A 16,556-nucleotide genomic window follows, 5' to 3' on the forward strand; every position below is an offset into this window, starting at 1 on the left:
CTTCGTACAGCTATCGAATCTATTCCGAACGCGGGGTGTGTCCTGTGTACGTCTGTGACTTCGTTATTGAGCAGCTGGCATAACTAGTTCTCTCTGTTTGCCCCCGCGTACGAAACGATTCGACGGTTGGACGACGATTCGATAGATGGACGCGAACGAACTTTTCTGACGTGTCCCTACCTGTTTCTATGCAGACTCGTTTACGACAAGCCGGACTGATTGTTGTACTATTTCTGGTCGTTAGTGGAGTTAGCACTGTTCAAGCGGGAGCATCGCCAGTAACTGATCAACATGCAGCTGTGACAAGTATCAACCCATCGGAGCAGTCTTTTTCTCTCGCTGAGGACGCGAATGAGGTGGATGATGCGGAAGAAGAAGGTGATGACATAGAAGATTCGGAAGAGGACGAGGAAGGGGCTAGTCTGATTGGAGACTGGTGGGGCCTCGGTGGCGAAGTGATTGAAGCCCCATACATTGGTGTGGTTGAACTTGGCGTTGTCTTTCTCGTCGTCGGTGTCCTCGGGTACAGTCTTGCAAAGCGAAAGCAATTGCTGCCCGTGCGATACCGTCGATATCAGTTACAAACACACCAGTGGATTGTTCTCATCGGAACGGCACTAACGCTGCCACACTTCATTGCTGTCGACGAGTGGGAAGGACTCGGACTGGCGGTTGCTGTATTACTTGGTATAGAGGTGGCGAGTGGCCTGTACGGTCGATATCTGCATCGACATGTTGTCCGGCTTGGACGAGGAAATGAGACACCGTCAGTCGTTGGCCGTCTGCTGTCCGTTACCAAAGAGACTCTCTTTTCACGATGGCGCCGAATACACGTCTTGCTAACTGTTGTCACTGCTATCGTCATCGTACTCCACATTATCACAGCAATCGGTGACTGAGCCTCCAGTGGTATCGATTCAACCTGAAAGCAGAGAAATGACGTCCAGGCTTAGATTGGTCCGTTTCGGACAGTACCGGACATTCCGATGGAGACAAGTCCGTACACGAGTCAGAGACAGGGTGATCTAGTGGTCACAAGTGATTCCTCTCGCCGTGACGTCTTTCGACAAATTGCTCAGCGTCCACACGTCGACTGGCCAGCATACGACTCAACCCCATTATACGAGCGGAGTTCACTGACGGCACTCGCCGAGTATCTCCAGCAGCACTCAGAAACCCGTCGCTCGCTCGGGTTTGACTCCGTTCCCGACCAGTCAACACTCTGGCGCAGTTGGAACAAGCGCTTCAGCGCCGATCTCCGTGAGACAGTCGAGAGAACGGCTCGGACGCTCCTCGCCAACGCACAGAACGCCGGTGTTTCGGTTCCTCGAGATCCGGAACGGAAGCTCCAGTACCATAACGACGAGTCTGGGCCGACCGATCCGGACGAACAGACTGTTTTGGAAGAAGCAGCGAAGATCAGCGATCACGTCAGCCGTGTCGTCTTTCCGGCGTTCTCGCTGGACCGTGGCGAGGGCTGTGAGATCCACGAGAACGCCTACTGGGGCCTGCAGACATATCTCGGACTTCGCGAGCGGCTGGCTGCGAACGAAGGTGCTCGTAGTTTCCTCTACGAATCGACTCGGGATCGGACCCCGCTGGGGCACGCCCATCGGGAACAGATCCGGGACCTCTCGATTGACCAAGTGCGAGAGATGTACCGGCAGGCCATCACTCGTCTCCTAAACGAAGTTGCCGAGACAGAGCAGTTCTTTCGAGCCGGAATCGTCGCGATCGACATTACCGAAGCTGACCCCTTTACGGGCGACAGAACGGGCCACCAAGACGAAATCATCGGGACGAAAGAGAAGACCGACGAGTACGCCTACCAGTGGGCGACGGTGCAGTTGATCGGGAATGCCGTCCCGATTGTGCTGGACGCGCGCCCCGTCCGAAAGGGAGAGACACGACTAGAAATCGTCGAGGACTTGCTCGATTCGGCTGAGGACCTCGTTCACGTCGATAACGTGCTGATGGACCGGGAGTTCGATAGTCAGCACGTCCTGGAGATGATCAGCCAGCGCGGGCACTCCTACGTCGTTCCCAAGCGGATGCAGACCAGCGAGAAAGCCCAGGCCAAGCGGTTGTTCCAACGGAATCAGGACCGCTACGAGACCGACCGGAAGCTCCACCTCGGCAAGAACGAATGGCACGAGACGACGCTGATCTACCGTCGGAAGGAGGACTCAGAGCACGACGACCACCGGCAGTACTCGGTATTTATGACGAATCGGGGGAGCGGACACCTCACGGAGTATGGCTATCGCTGGGAGATCGAGAGTGGGTACAGGTCAATCAAACGGTTCATGGCTGCCACCACATCGAAGGACTTCGGGTTACGGTTCTTCTACTTCGCGTTTGCGTGTCTCCTGTACTCGATCTGGCGAGCGATCGATCTGCTCGTGCAGGTTGAGTTGACTGGCGAGTATGAGCACTCACCGGTGATTACAGCGGACAACACGCTGACGCTGCTGAAGAAGGAAACTGGAATCGGGTAGAGAGACACTCTATCTGGGTTAGCGCGCCTTCTGAGTGGCTACACTATTGGACGTCTGAAAAATCTGCCCATAAGATTGGGCGGGTTGACAAGAATGGCCGCTTGGAGAGTGATCTGGAGCAGTTTCCGCTGACCGAATCAGTCAAATTCGCGCATCACAGGCCCGCTAAACCCACTTTAGTCTCAACATTCACTTTGGAAGCAGTAGTTGAGACTGGCTCTCTCAATGCATAGGGCCCAGGCCAATTGCTCAATTTGCCGTCAAGCCGTCTGATACTCAGGACACCTCGCGCACGAACTCAGAAGTCACACTGAGGAAAAGTACGACTGACCGAAGCGAAGCAAATCTCGGTCAAATGCTTCTGGGTCGTCGACTCGAAAGTGGAAGAGCTGATTTCGCATATCCCCGATTTCAAGCACTAGCTCGCGAATCACGTCCTGTTGATCATCGAAGAGCGATTCGAATTCCTCCCAGTGAATCGAGATGAACTGTGCGTAGTGTGCGTAACTGCAATGCTCGATTGACGCCGGTGTTGGCAGTGGGTGGTCCTCGTCGAACGTTTCAGCCAACTGCTCCGACAGCGAGTCCCCGAACACTCGCGCAAAAATATCACGCAACTGCATTTCGATCGACTCGATCAACAGAAACGGTTCAAGCATCTGTTTCAGCCGCGTGAGGAGATCGTAGTCAGTCAAGATGCGCCACTCGTCATCTCGATCCACTGCGATGTACGTGTACTCTGCGAGTGCATCGAATACGGCCAGAAGGTTCTCGTCCTCGCTGATGGTGTGTGCATCTTCAACTGCGGCCCCGACAGAGATTTTATCGAGCGTTTTGTGCCCGACCTCTAGCCGCTGGAATGCAAGGAGGGTCCGGACCACGGACCTGTAGGTGACAATCCCGACGAGTTCGCCGTCACGTTCGACACCGATCTGTGTGTAGCTGTTCTCGAACATCTGACGGAGTGCCGATTCGAGCCCGAGATCGTATTCGACGGTCTGGAGGGTGTTTTCGATGGGCAGGTCAGCGATTGTGTACATGGATGCTCAGAATGTTGGCCCGTAGCTAACTATGCGTTTCCGTCCGTATCCAATTGACCGCTGTGTCCACGTTCACTGGTGTTCGGTTAACCTCGAATCGACGGTTTTGTACGGCTTGAACATGGTCGGTCTCACCGCGTACGCCCGACTCAGGCAATCTTGAACCACACAGAATACTACTGAGAGTGTTAACCGAACACGGATAACCCACGTTATTCAGTAGTCCGAGAGATCTGATTGTTGGTGTGGCTGTCTGCCAGTGAGCACGTACGGTGCAATAGTTCTAAAGAACTCTGCGAGGAGGACAAGCAGTATTGGGCCAAGAAAAATACCGTAGAAGCCGAATGCGATCGGTCCGAGTATATACGCAAACATCAGTAGGCCAACATGCGTCCGGTTGCCGCTCACATACGGGCGAATCAGGAAGTCAGGAATCGTATCGACGACTACGAACGCTAAAAGCAGAAACAGAATCACGAAGCCAAACGCGCTTGGTTGACCACTGGCGACGGCTGCAACCGCGAGAATCGCTCCGACGGGGAGATACACGATTTTCATCCCCACAACTGGAATTAAACTTCCTGCTCCTGTGAGTGCGCCGACTAAGGGCGCAAATGGAACTCTTACTGCTCCGGGTGCAACGAGATTATATCCAGAAAAGACAAGAATCCCAATAATTCCCGTCACAAATGCGTTCAGGATGTTACCGAAGAGAATAGAAGACAGTTCATTATCAACAGCTACTGCGTATGACTCGACAACACCTGATTCATCAAAATTGTCGAGGAACCAGCCTACGAGCCGCGAACCATCGGTGAGTAAATAATACGTTCCGGCCAGAAGAATGAATCCATGGAGTGCTGCGTTTGCGATGAGGCCTACTGAATCAATCAGCGTAGTCACCATTCGTTCTGCCCATGTTTGAACTGCGGGATTGTTGAGAATCGCTGCAACCTCCTCAACGCTCATTGCTAGTATGTCACTGATCTCTAACCCTACAAGTGGGGCCGGAAGTCCACTCCCTTGTGCCGACTGCAGTGCAGAGAGATATGCTGCACCGGGACCGTTCCCGCCGACGAAGCGCTGAATCTCGGGTACCACTAGCACAAGGGTATAGGTGAGCAAAAAGATAAATGGCAGTAGGAAAACAGTAATCGTAGTCACTGCAAGCACTTGACGGCGATATGGAAGGTAACGGCCTTGGAGTCGCGGTGGAAGCGAGAAGTTATCGAGCTTTCGATAAATTGGGCGGCTTGCATAGTAGAGAAAGACCGTGAACACGAGTGTCGCCTGAAGCTGAATTAAAACAAAAACGACAGCAATTAGCAATCCTACCCCTCCTATTCCGAAGAGAATTCGTCGTCGTAGTCTTGCGTCGTAATTCATTCAGCTAATGATTACAACGGTATGGAAAAGGTATGTTGATATTGGAGTGCTGACTTTCGCTCGTTAACCGACAATTGAAGAGGAAAAGTAACCAAAGGGGCTATCTGAAAAGACGACCAGCACGTCACTCCCACAGTGACTCAACTGATATCCAAACCAATATCAGTTGGTGTGAATACGGGCGATCTATTCACAGACGATCTGGATCTGCCAAGGTTATTTCTCGACAATTCTTGACGGAATATTCCCCTTCTCAGAAATGATGATTTTCGCACCGTGGACGACCTCAACGAACTTCTCGATTCGTCTGTTTCACTTCGGATTCGCGGTACTGCTGTACGATCTGTAGCTGCTGGTTGACTTTCTGGTCCAGACATTGATCAATGTCGTGGAGTTTCGCACGAAACCGCGGGTGACGGCCCCGCGGTTTCGTGCATTCCTTCGCCGGGAGGTGAGCGCATTGCTGTGAAATCCACTTCGTGCTTCTCCTCGTGAGAGGCATCACTGTCTGCATCGGCTGATTTGCTTCGTCTTCCCTCTCCGACCGCTCCTCACCACCGCTGAGGAGCGGTCGTGACTGTCGAACCGACCAGTGTTCTGGAGCGATTTTCTCCGAGTGAGGCTGCTCTCGTGCACGAATTCGGTGGTATTCGCAGCGCCAGCATTATAGATACCATATAGCCAGATACAGTTTATCCAGCGTACCCCCACGTCGGACACCATGCCCCCAGGGTCAGCGCTCGACGGTGAGCTCGACGACACCGTCGAAGTCACACCAGTCCCGCGGACACGTGATCGAGAGGCCGTCGACGGCAGCGAACTCGACCTCCTGGAAGAGCCCGTGGCAGATCGCTTTCTCGCACTTCGGGCAGTGGACCGGCTGTAGTTCGACAGGCTTGGCGTGGCGCAGACAGTCCCGACACCCGGAGTAGGCGGGATAGACTGTGTTGATGCGGGTAATCCGGAAGCTGTCGTCCCCATCGCCGACCCCACAGGCGGGTGCGGCTTCGCCGTAGGCGGCCGCGTGTGGGTCCGGGAAGTGATACGTCGACCCGTTCCCGACGACCACCCACGGGACCTGCTGGTCCAGCACCTGGACATCGTCGACGGCGTATGTCTGGTCGGCCTCGAAGCAGTCATTGGTCTCCAGGACGTGGACAGTTGCCTCGTGGCAATCGGGATACTCGACGAGTTCCAGCCCGAAGGTAGCGTACCGACTGACCAGGCGGAGGACGAGCTTAGACTGGCGGTCGTCAGCTGGGTCCTCGATGGGCCGGTCGACGACATCGGTCACCTCCCAGGTCCGAGAGTCGCCGTTGATCACGAGAAAGTCGCCTTCGTCGACGGCCTCGATGGTCTGGACGAGCTCGCCGTCGACGGCGCCGTCCGGGTCGTCAGGGACAGCGGTGTCGGTCGTGCTCATCAGTCATCCCCCGGAACCGCATCCGGGGGTGCGTTCCAGAGCCATCGAGCAGTGCCGTTCCGCGGCGGCTGCTCCTGTGTGAGGTCGTACTGGTCGATGGCCCGGTAGATGGTTTTCTTCGACACGTCGTGGGCCCTCGCGAGGTCGGCCACGTCGAAGCCAGCCTCGAGGGCAGCCCGAAGATAGGAGCGGCCCTGATAAGCCTCGGCGTCGAACTCGTCCAGCCGGAGCGTCGAGGCGATTTCACGCCGAATTTGGTTCGTGGCAGCCGGTTCAGTGCGGTCAGTCATCCCTGCTCGTGTCAGGATGACTAGCTACTGTTCCTAGAGTGTTTCGGGCAGTCCGCGAGGTCCAAGAAAGTTGCACCAAAAGAGGAATCTCGGTGAAGTGCCACTCTTAACCGCGTGAGACGAGGGTAAAGGGTAGAAAGATGGGGCTCCAGATTCCGGCTCAGACGATCGGTTCGATGGCGACATGCTGGTGCTTGAGCCGCGGTGCTTTCGAGCGACCGTCTTCGACATACTCAATGACATCAATGCGGGCGAGTTTCTGAAGATCGCGGCTGACAACACCTTTGTCGTACCCCAACTCCTCGGCAAGGGCCCGGACCGAGCCGGGTTCGTTGTCTTTCAAGTAATCGAGCAGATCAAGGCGGCGATCGTGGAAGATGTCCTCAGCGCGCTCCCGGGCGAGGACAAGCGTGTCCGGGTATCCATGTTGTGTGAGCGTCTCCGAGAACGCAGCGCGACGTTCCAAGCGATCATCAACATCTGCTTCGTCGCTCTCGAAGTCGTTCGGATCGGGTACCGAAGCTGGTGGGTCTTCAAACTCAGACATATTCATTACTCCCTGACCGTTGTTAGAACTGCAACGGTCAAGAGTGTTTCGATAGTGCTGTTTTTGGGCTTTTCAGCCGATATCTTGTTTCTAATCGTACTGTCGAAAACTTTAAGTAGCCAGCACTCGTTATGTATAATGAGAGCATCTCTGCTACGCCGGCCGGCGTTCTACCCGACTACTATCTGAGTAGCGGGGTTCTACACCGTGAAATCACCAGCATCAGAGCGGGTGCTGTACTGGTACGACGGGTGCGCGCGAGCAGTGGCTTCTCGGGAGATCCACTATGTTGACGAACACGGTGACAACAGGAGCACAGGTGATGGTCGATGGAAACTTTTGACAATATCGACCTCGAAAACTATCGAGGGGACAACTATTTTCTCGTCGGGTATGTCGAACCAGACCCCGACGGTTACGAGGACTACGACCCCGAAAAAGATGCCGAGAACTACGGGTGGTCCCTCGTCCAGGAAGCCAAGTCACCACTTGACGAAAAAGACGAAATCGTGAGGATGGATACGTGTCACGGCCAGCCACATCTCGACAAGGAGTATCTTCCCCCAGACAGCGATGAGGAGAAGAAGGTATGGCTCGATGACGACTACGCCTTCTATCGGATGCGGGACTACCTCCTACAGAACTGGCGGGACTTCGCCGACCGTCACATCTACCACAACGAGTAGTCCTTAGCGTCCGAATAAGTCGGGACCGAGTCTGGGCCTCCAAGAGAGGGGTTGAAACCTGACAGGGTGTCCTTCCAGAAAGTCGTTGTCTGTAAATCCCGGTACAGTAACGACTTGTCTAATAAGTCGTAACGGATTCCCCGTTTTCACTCGAAATCCGGTGTGTGGTTGACAGAATTGATGCCCTGAGTAACGGTTACTGAACTAATCGTAAGAGAAAGACGCCGAAACGTCCCACTGGCTCTTGGACAATCTGGTTAAACAGTTATCGGATGTGTGATAATGTCAGTAGTTGTCGTGCAAGATGGAACGCGCATATCTCGCACAGAGTCATCTCCCGCTTGCCGGCGGGCGAATGGTCAGTACAGAGCAGATATATAACAAAACTTGCTGTGTGTGTTTCAACTACTGTGCTGAATTGGCCAATTAGTACAAGAGAGGCTCGTCATCCGATATGACTCAGAACCACCTATCGGGGAGTTCATCTTGGTTATCATACATCAGTGTAAGGATCGGTGCGATTTCATCCCATTGGGGTCCTTTACTAAGTTCATTCGTCGTCTGATTCCATGAGATTGAGTCCATCTCTTCAAGCTTCCGCAGATTTGAATGAATGAGTTCCGATTCTAGGATCTCTAATTCGTCTGTCTTAGACAGAATATTTTTCTGCTTATCCATACAAACATCCCATCAGATAGACATATAGGGCTGTGGGCTGGCTTACCATGCTCAGGTTTTTTGCCACTCACAATATAAGCACAAAATCATCCTTTTTCCAACGAAAACTTTGTGTATTCAGTACGGAGACAGAATATCGGACTCAGCTGATGAATCTTAACAAGTAGGTTTGTGATAGTCACTGCAAATCTGTAACTGTCACTACGAATGATTTGCCATATTCGCACCTGAACCACCGTCTCATCAGATACTGCTCCGCTGTGGGTTGGAGTTGAACTCTTCGATTCCATATAGCTAATACCTGCTTTCTAATTACCTAATAGAAGCGTTGGTCTGCCAAGTTTTGGATTCAGGTATTTTAATGCCTTAGAAATATCAATTAACTAATCGGGAATATTTCGTATGACATTTCTGACTACTTAGAAATAGATTGGTATAAATCGTGAGGGATGAATAGCGGGCATCTTGCACTCAGTATGCCAAAATTTGCATATTAGAGATGCGGTAACATTATCTGTATACAAAACAATTATATATTATGATTAGTGTCAGAGAAAGACTCTACCTCAATGGCCTACTTGTACTGGTAATGATCGGCAGCGGAGTAATGTACTGGATGCTTGCAGAAATGCAGACGAGCTACAGTCTCGTCCCATTCGCAACCGCCTGAAAAAAGTTATTGTACAGATTTCACGCTCAGCACTTTCTATCAGTCAGCCCGTTACTGATGGAGTGCTAACAACTGTTGGAGGCGCTCACTATCTAGAGTACACATCAGTTGATTGCTCTGAAAGACAGTCACCTAGCCGGTTGAGAATTCTCCGAGGAGAGTGAGTCTGCTGCATACATCCTCTGCCTGTGGCACGCGGATTCTGATAGCTTTTGGAAAGATCGAATGAGATCTGCAAGATAAAGTACAGTTTATTTTACACAAAGAGTCGGTCAGAGCGAGATAGTCAAACCGGTCAATATATTTTGGCCATGGCACATCATAGACAGGACATATCACTATGGGCACTCAATATTCAGTATCACTTACAGGCTCACCTGTTCAGAATGTGACTTAGACCAGACCTTTAGCCGGTTAGACGAAGGATTGGCACGCTTCAGACAACATCGCTCTACGTACCCAACTCACCATCTTGACTTACGGAATCAAGAGTGTAGACGATTTTCAAATCAGCCTGGCCAATAAGCACGTATGCTGAACAATTGATTCGTTGACCTCCGCATGAAAGTAATGAGGATATCATGCTGAACGCCCCCTTTTGAGTCTTGCAGAGCGGTTGCTGACACATTCTGGATGGGTTGGGATGTGGTGTGCAAGAGAGGGCGCGTATCTATCACCGATGGAGTGAACAAAGCCCCGCCAGAGAGCCATTCATTAGAATACGTGGGTCAAATGCGACTTGAGACGACTAACCCGGTCAGCATCGTATGTCCACAATCCGCGCCAAACGTTGTCATCAATTTCGACGGCAACTAACGCGACTGGCCCATCACAATCTCTCTCAGTACACCTCTCAGCTGGCGGTTGAAACAAAACAACCCACGAGCGGTGGTACGCTAAAGAGGACCCGTTGTGGATAGTGACATCGATATCTTTGACGGCAGTTGGATCATCTCGAATGCCATAGACATGTGTTTCAACATCACTCTCGCCGAGCCACTCATAGATTTGTTTTGTCCCATATTCATCGTCAAGCCGAGACAAACGCTGGAAGGTTGCGTGAAACGTTCCTGCTTCGGATTCAAGTGCCCGGTACTCAATGAATCGGGAGATCAGCACCGATAATAGCTTTTCTTTATTTGACTGTGGAAAGCCACAAACGGTGAACTCGACCTCGTCAAGACCAGTCAGTACATCCGGAAAGTTACCAATATTTGACTGTTGGGTTCCCGTCCGGTAGCGATCAGAATTAACCATTAAAAAACTCTGTGCAAGCGGCCAGAAGGGTGAGGTAGCGATCACTTCGCCGTTCTCAATCAAACAAATGAGATTGTCAGCGCCCTCTGGTATGTGGCGTTCTGCTACTGTGACTGACTGGTTCTCGAATACCCGAGAGAGAAGATTTGCCATCGGCTCCGGTTCGTTTCGATTAAGCCATAAGAGTGTCTTCGAGGAGGATTCTACCTCGTCAATGAAATCGGAGAGTGAATCTGGAATCCGTAGAGACACAACTTCTATCAGGGTTTCATCGGCATCTGCGTTTGGCCTGACACACCAAGCTATAATCGAACTTAGGTTGTTTTGAATGTGAGTCTAACGCTGATTGAGACAGAACTATGTGTGCTGACTTCACGCTCTAAATTCAGCAGTTGTCGAATTGACTTGTTCGAAGCTCGGTAGAATGGCGAGTGCTGAATAGACCGCGCGTATTGCTTATGGGACTCCCTCCAGTTTCGAGTGAGCGGATTACTCACCCCAGAACAGCTATTCAGCAGCGAACTCAACGCCGATAATTTCGAACCGCGCACCACCCCCGGAACGTTCAGTTAGGTTGATTTCCCAATCATGAGCATCGATGACCCGCTTGACGATGCTCAGCCCGAAGCCGGTCCCCTTGTCGCTTGTCGAGTAGCCCGCGTCGAACACATCGTCACGTTCGTCCATAGGAATACCGGGGCCGTCGTCCTCGAGGTAAAAGCCGTCGTCCAGTTCGCCGACTTGGACCGTCACGCTGTCACCTCCGTGCTCGACAGCGTTGCGAATGAGATTCTCGAATACCTGGCTCAGTCGCCCCTCATCGGCTCGAATTGTCCGCTCTATATCGGTGACGATGCTGGCATTCCCGGTATCGACATTATCCCAACAGTTCTCCGTCAGCGTTGTAATCCTGATAGCGGTTTTCTCGGTCGTACTTTTGTCCTCCCGAGCAAGCGCCAGCAAATCAGTGATTAGCACTTCCATTCGACCAAGTGCTCGACCGATTGCATCATGGTGGTCACTATCATACTCTTTGTCCGCCAGTTCTAAGTGACCATCAGCAACATTAAGGGGATTCCGCAGGTCGTGAGAGACGACCGACGCGAATTGCTCTAATCGTTCGTTCGTCTGTTGCAGTTGTTCGTTCGCCTCTCGGTGCTGAATTTCATAGCTCACCCAGCGACTCATAAGATCTACCAGCGTGACTTGCCACCCGGAGAACTGATCGGATCGAGCCTCCGTGCCGTAGAAACAGAATGTCCCATAGACCTCGTCCCCGGTAAACACTGGGGCTCCGAGATAACACGCGATTCCCCACTCGGTGAAGCCATCCCTGTCAGTCTGCTCCGGGGCATCGCGTTCGATATCACCGGCCACGAGGGTTTCTTCGGAACTGGCGACGAGTTCACAGTTCGTGACTGATACTGGGACTACATCTCCAGACTGGATGCTGTCATCGTCCGTCGCAACGAACTCGAATAAGTACTCCTCACCACGGATCTCTGATAGCGTCCCGTACTCCGCGTTGAGTGCACCTCGACCGAGTTCCAGGAGCGCCTGTACTTTATCCTCAAATGACTGATGTCGATCCGAAACAATATCATACATCTCGCGGAGGACCCGATTGCGTCGTCGTTGGTCGGATATATCGTGCTGGAAGCCAACGTAGTTGACGACTGACCCATCCTCGTCACGGACGGGTGCAATCGACACTTGGCTCCAGAACTCCGTGCCGTCTTTCCGGTAGTTCCGGAGGTCAACGGAGACGCTGTCTTCGTTGTCAACTGCCTCTCGCATCCTCGCAACCGGTTCGGGATCGGTGGCTTCGCCCTGGAGAAAGCGACAGTTCCGGCCGAGACTCTCCGTGTCCGAGTAGCCAGTCAGTCCTTGGAATCGGTCATTCGCGTAGATGATGGGATTGTCTTCCTGGCTCGGATCGGTAATCGTGATTCCGATGGGTGCTTTGTCTATTGCGCGGGTATTGCGTGTAAGTACTTTCTCTTGTTCCTTGCGCTCTGTTATGTCCCGGGTGTAAATCGTGAGCCCTCCGTCAAACTCAGGATATATGGCAAATTCCAGACCGGTGTCTATCTCTTCCAAATACCCTTCAACACTCGTTGATGAGCGGAATTCCATAGCGTTTCGGATGACCGGTTCGAATTGTGTGTCTGTAAGAGCCGGAAACACATCCCACAAACGGTGACCCAATACAGTATCCGCCTCTTTGTCGAGAATGCGTTCAGCTCGTTCGTCGAGCTGAGTGACAGTAAAATCGGCACTGACCTCGATTACCGCATCGGTCATCCGATCTTTGATCGTCTGTAAGCGCTGTTCACGCTCTTTCAGCGTGGTGATTTCTTGCCCAGTCGAACCGATTGTGGCAAGGGACGGAAAATCAACGGTAACGCGTGTCCCTGTGTCCGTTATATCGATGGATAGCTCTCCCTCGACTCCCTCGATCAGCCATTTACTGAGCCATAATCCGACACCCTGACTGTGTGTGAGCGGTGTTTCGGCCCTACTGTCCAAAGACTCTATTTCCAGATTGGGTATTCCCGGCCCGTTATCCTCAATTACTAGTCGTACACCGTCACGATCTTGTACCTGAATACGCACCCACGCTTCCGTCATATCATTATGTCGTGCAGCATTGTCGATCAGTTCCTCGAACGCACGTTGAATCCCTTCTCGGGCACGAATGTCACACGAGTCGGGAACATCGAGTTCGAACCTAACGTCAGAATGGTCTTGTCGGACTGCTTGAACCCCCTCTGTTATGATTTTCGAGAGGTCAAACGTTGACAACTCGGCACCTCTTCCGAGTAGTGAACTGTAGGTCCGAGCGGTATCGCTCATCTTGATGAGATCTTCTGCGTTCTCGATGATCGTCTCTGCCCACTCGATCTGCTCTGGTGACAGCGACTCGTCTTCTTTCAGCAACTCTGCTCTGGCTTGGATGACGGTGAGGTTATTTTGCAGATTGTGGCGGAGATATCGCGTCAAAATTTGGCGAAGCAGATTGAGTTCTGCTTCTCTGTCTTCCAAGTCTTGTTCTCGCTGAATTCGCTCGGTGATGTCACTGAGTACGATGACGAATCCATCAGTTTCTTCTTCTGCATTGCGGAGAGCGGTAGTCGTTGCATTGACGACTCGCCGGTGAGAATTTTTGCGTGCAATAATGATGTCTTCCTCCCATTCCGTCTGGTCCGCCAACGTTTGCCAGAACTCATCGTCGAAGACATCTCCAGCCCCTTCGGGCAAGAGCATCTGTGGGGACTCTCCGAGGACTTCATCTTCAGTATATCCGGCAATCGATTCGAGAGCTGGGTTCACGTACTGAATTGTGCCGGCAGGGCCGGTCATAATGATCCCATTTCTAGTCGATTCGACACCCTGCTCGAAACGGCGGAGCCGTTGCTCACGCTCCTCCAATGCCGAGACCTGCTGCATCAACTCCTGAGACTGCCGACGGCGGACAAGTAAGGAGTGTAAGCGCCGTCTCAACTGGGGTGGATTGATCGGGGCGTCCACCACCTCGTCGTAGGGCACACCTCCCTCGTGGGCAGACGAGTCCTTGTTTCTCTGCGTTAGATTCGTACTCTCGCGTTGAATCAGAACGACTGGACAGAATGCCGGGTCTTCTTGCTCGATCCGCTCGCGTAACACTGCTCGATACTCGGGGAAAAGGTGATCTTCGATGAGATATAGATCAGCGTCCGTGACAGTCTGACCCGTTTTCACATCAAATCGGTCGTCCAGCATTCTACTGATTGCTGACCGGTTTCCAGCATCGGCGACGAGTAATTGAACCGTCTCAGATGTTTCGCTCGGTTCGCTGGGGGGTGTCCGTGTTTGCGTCATTATTCTGACTTGTGGTTTCTTTGTGGTGGTCCGCCGGCCCGTGGTGAACCGTGAATGATCCCGCTGTATTCCGTCAAAGGCTCACCGATTTGGACACCGTTTGCGGTGATTTCGAATTCACGAAAGCTGGATTCGAACCCACCAGTTCGTTTTTTAAGTACGCCGACAACCTTTCGAAGCGAACTCTGAATTTCCACGTAACTGATGAATGTGAGATTATCTGCGATTTGACTGATCTCGTGGCTGGTGGCGGATGAGAGGCCTGTTACTTGGTGCGTTGCGTCGGTGATGAAGACGGTCACTTCCCTGTTGACAAGATAGCGAGTTAGCGACTGGAGATCCTGATGAAGACCGTCTTTGTGGCCCTTGATCACCGAGCTGTAGCCGCTCACACCATCAACCATAACCGTCTCTGCATCTTTTTCCTCAACCTCATATCGCACCTTGTGGGCGAACTCTTCGGCGGAGAGCGTCCCCGGTTCAATCACGTGGATTGAGAGGAGTCCCTCGTCGCGCAATTCGTCAATTGGGATTCCGAGAGATAGACATCGGTGTTCGAACGTTTCGATCCGTTCCTCGAAGAGATAGATCACCGACTTGCCCAACTGTCGTGGCGCTTGGACGAGATATAATGTCGCAAGCGTAGTTTTCCCGACACCAGTTGGACCGGTGATGAAGGTCACTGTGCCGCGTTCGAACCCACCGCCGACCATCTCGTCGAGTTCGGGGATACCAGATCTGATTGGGGTCGGATCGAATTCACGGTCGGACGGTTCCAATTGAACATGGGGGTACACTTCGAGTCCGCTAGAGCGGATTTCAGCCCCGTGATCGCCTTCAATCTGGCCGACGCCCCGATTTTTCACTACCTCAATGCGCCGCCCATCGGCGACACGGGACAGTGTGACGACGCCATCACTCAGCGAGCGGATATCTGCGGAAGCTTTTTGATTCGTGTTTAAGCTGGCCGTAGCGAGAATTGTGACGCCTCGCTTTTTGAGGAACCGGATAAACGAAAGGAGCCGCTTGCGGTAATGATAGTCCGAGGATTCGAGATAGCGGAGTTGGGTAATTGGGTCGATGACGACTCGTTCGGGATCGATTTCTTCGATTGCCTCGTGAATCACCTCCGTGTAGCGTTCTTGGTCGATGTCAGCGGAATCGACGAGGTCATAGGATGAATCTTCGGTGAAAAAGTCCGAATCGGGGCCGAGATCGAGAAACTCCACAGCGCCTATATCGATGCCGAACTGGGCGGCATTGGTTTTGAGTTCCTCGGCGGATTCTTCCCCATGGATATAGAGGACTGTTTCGTCGTTGGCAAGTCCTTCGTGGAGGAAGTGCATGGCGAGTGTTGTTTTTGCGGTCCCTGGCTCCCCGGTGACCAGGTACATCCGATTCTGGATAAATCCTCCTCGTAGTAGCTCATCAAGAGCATCAACACCAGTACTTATCTGCGAGATTTCTGTGTTATCGAGAGACATGGTGAATTTGTGTATCGGCAACGAAATCCCGAACAGACAGTGTCTGTGTTACTCTTTTACACACCGACAGTTTATCAATGCCAGCCATTTTCCGTTTTAACGACTTCCTATGGGAAGCAGTGTGGCTTGGTTAGCAAGGTCTACTATAACAGTTGTTGTGAATACGATTTCTTTATTCACGGAACCGCGTGATGTTTAGTCGCCGATTCGGCTGTCATCGTTCGGATTTCTCACTCCGTTGTTTCGCCGTTCTTCTCTGATTTCTTACACAGGTCTGATCGAGGCTCGACCGGCTTCACTCGAAGCTCTCCGAAGCCGTACTTCGAGTGACTACCGACCCGAAGGATACCACTCTTTGCGGTCTCCACCGGACGGTCGCCCTCGTACTTCACGACCTGCCCGTGGTCCACCGTCTGGAGCTTGTAGACCTCCCGTTGCTCAAGGATTTTCTCCTCTCGCTCACGGAGATCCCGACGGCTCTCCTTCCACCACCACGGGACGTCCTGGTCGGCGGCCTTGGGGTACTCCGACTCCAAAACGAACGGCGTCGTCACCTCCACGAGGAAGGCATCCCCGTCCTCGATCCGGGAGTAGTCCAGGTTGTCGAGGTCGACAATCTGCGTGTCCTTCAGCCGCGTGATGCCGTAGCCGTAGTTCCGTTTGCCCCCGAACTGGAGGCCGTCAAGCACGTCCTCGCCCAGCGGGAGCGCATCGGGGTCATCGGCGTGCAGGTAGG

Annotated in this window: 12 protein-coding genes and 1 pseudogene; 3 read left to right on the forward strand and 10 right to left on the reverse strand. The window is 52.6% G+C overall.

Annotation, left to right across the window (positions count from 1 at the left end; genetic code table 11):
- Nucleotides 1–299: 299 nt before the first annotated feature.
- Together VJ162_RS17935 and VJ162_RS17940 are read left to right on the forward strand one after the other, a co-directional pair.
- Nucleotides 300–899: a hypothetical protein gene (locus tag VJ162_RS17935; RefSeq protein WP_324666178.1), complete on the forward strand. Its 600-nt coding sequence runs from the start codon at nt 300–302 to the stop codon at nt 897–899.
- Between the two features lie 129 nt (nt 900–1,028).
- On the forward strand, nt 1,029–2,498 hold the full coding sequence (locus tag VJ162_RS17940) for a transposase (protein WP_324666189.1): 1,470 nt from the start codon (nt 1,029–1,031) through the stop codon (nt 2,496–2,498).
- Between the two features lie 305 nt (nt 2,499–2,803).
- Here VJ162_RS17940 and VJ162_RS17945 read toward each other — a convergent pair whose 3' ends face one another.
- The 5 genes from VJ162_RS17945 to VJ162_RS17965 all read right to left on the reverse strand — a co-directional run bounded on the left by VJ162_RS17945 (nt 2,804) and on the right by VJ162_RS17965 (nt 7,184).
- Nucleotides 2,804–3,538, reverse strand: a complete 735-nt coding sequence (locus tag VJ162_RS17945; RefSeq protein ID WP_324666179.1) for a CBS domain-containing protein — start codon at nt 3,536–3,538, stop codon at nt 2,804–2,806.
- Nucleotides 3,539–3,754: 216 nt separating this feature from the next.
- Nucleotides 3,755–4,924 carry an AI-2E family transporter gene (locus VJ162_RS17950; RefSeq protein WP_324666180.1) on the reverse strand — a complete coding sequence of 390 codons (1,170 nt, stop codon included), beginning with the start codon at nt 4,922–4,924 and terminating at the stop codon, nt 3,755–3,757.
- Nucleotides 4,925–5,657: 733 nt separating this feature from the next.
- Nucleotides 5,658–6,347 carry a hypothetical protein gene (locus tag VJ162_RS17955; RefSeq protein WP_324666181.1) on the reverse strand — a complete coding sequence of 230 codons (690 nt, stop codon included), beginning with the start codon at nt 6,345–6,347 and terminating at the stop codon, nt 5,658–5,660.
- Entirely contained in the window at nt 6,347–6,637 is a 291-nt protein-coding gene (locus VJ162_RS17960; RefSeq protein ID WP_324666182.1) for a transposase, read from the reverse strand. Before VJ162_RS17960 ends, VJ162_RS17955 begins: the two co-directional genes overlap by 1 nt.
- 160 nt (nt 6,638–6,797) lie before the next feature.
- Nucleotides 6,798–7,184: an HVO_A0114 family putative DNA-binding protein gene (locus VJ162_RS17965; RefSeq protein ID WP_324666183.1), complete on the reverse strand. Its 387-nt coding sequence runs from the start codon at nt 7,182–7,184 to the stop codon at nt 6,798–6,800.
- Between the two features lie 329 nt (nt 7,185–7,513).
- Between VJ162_RS17965 and VJ162_RS17970 the strand changes: the two genes are divergently transcribed.
- Complete coding sequence (locus tag VJ162_RS17970) at nt 7,514–7,870, forward strand: DUF7718 family protein (protein ID WP_324666184.1); 357 nt, start codon at nt 7,514–7,516, stop codon at nt 7,868–7,870.
- 459 nt (nt 7,871–8,329) lie between these two features.
- Here the strand turns inward: VJ162_RS17970 and VJ162_RS17975 are convergent, their stop codons facing one another.
- The 5 genes and pseudogenes from VJ162_RS17975 to VJ162_RS17995 form a co-directional block, all read right to left on the reverse strand.
- On the reverse strand, nt 8,330–8,548 hold the full coding sequence (locus VJ162_RS17975) for a hypothetical protein (RefSeq protein ID WP_324666185.1): 219 nt from the start codon (nt 8,546–8,548) through the stop codon (nt 8,330–8,332).
- Between the two features lie 1,384 nt (nt 8,549–9,932).
- Complete coding sequence (locus VJ162_RS17980) at nt 9,933–10,628, reverse strand: hypothetical protein (RefSeq protein WP_324666186.1); 696 nt, start codon at nt 10,626–10,628, stop codon at nt 9,933–9,935.
- Between the two features lie 354 nt (nt 10,629–10,982).
- Entirely contained in the window at nt 10,983–14,024 is a 3,042-nt protein-coding gene (locus VJ162_RS17985; protein WP_324666187.1) for a PAS domain S-box protein, read from the reverse strand.
- Nucleotides 14,025–14,335: 311 nt separating this feature from the next.
- Nucleotides 14,336–15,820, reverse strand: coding sequence for an ATPase domain-containing protein (locus VJ162_RS17990; protein WP_324666188.1), 1,485 nt, complete (start codon nt 15,818–15,820; stop codon nt 14,336–14,338).
- A 230-nt stretch (nt 15,821–16,050) separates the two neighbouring features.
- Nucleotides 16,051–16,556 (reverse strand): annotated as a pseudogene (locus VJ162_RS17995) (hypothetical protein); the annotation flags it as partial.

It is taken from the genome of Haloarcula sediminis (genome assembly GCF_035656455.1).
Classification (GTDB): Archaea; Halobacteriota; Halobacteria; order Halobacteriales; family Haloarculaceae; genus Haloarcula; species Haloarcula sediminis.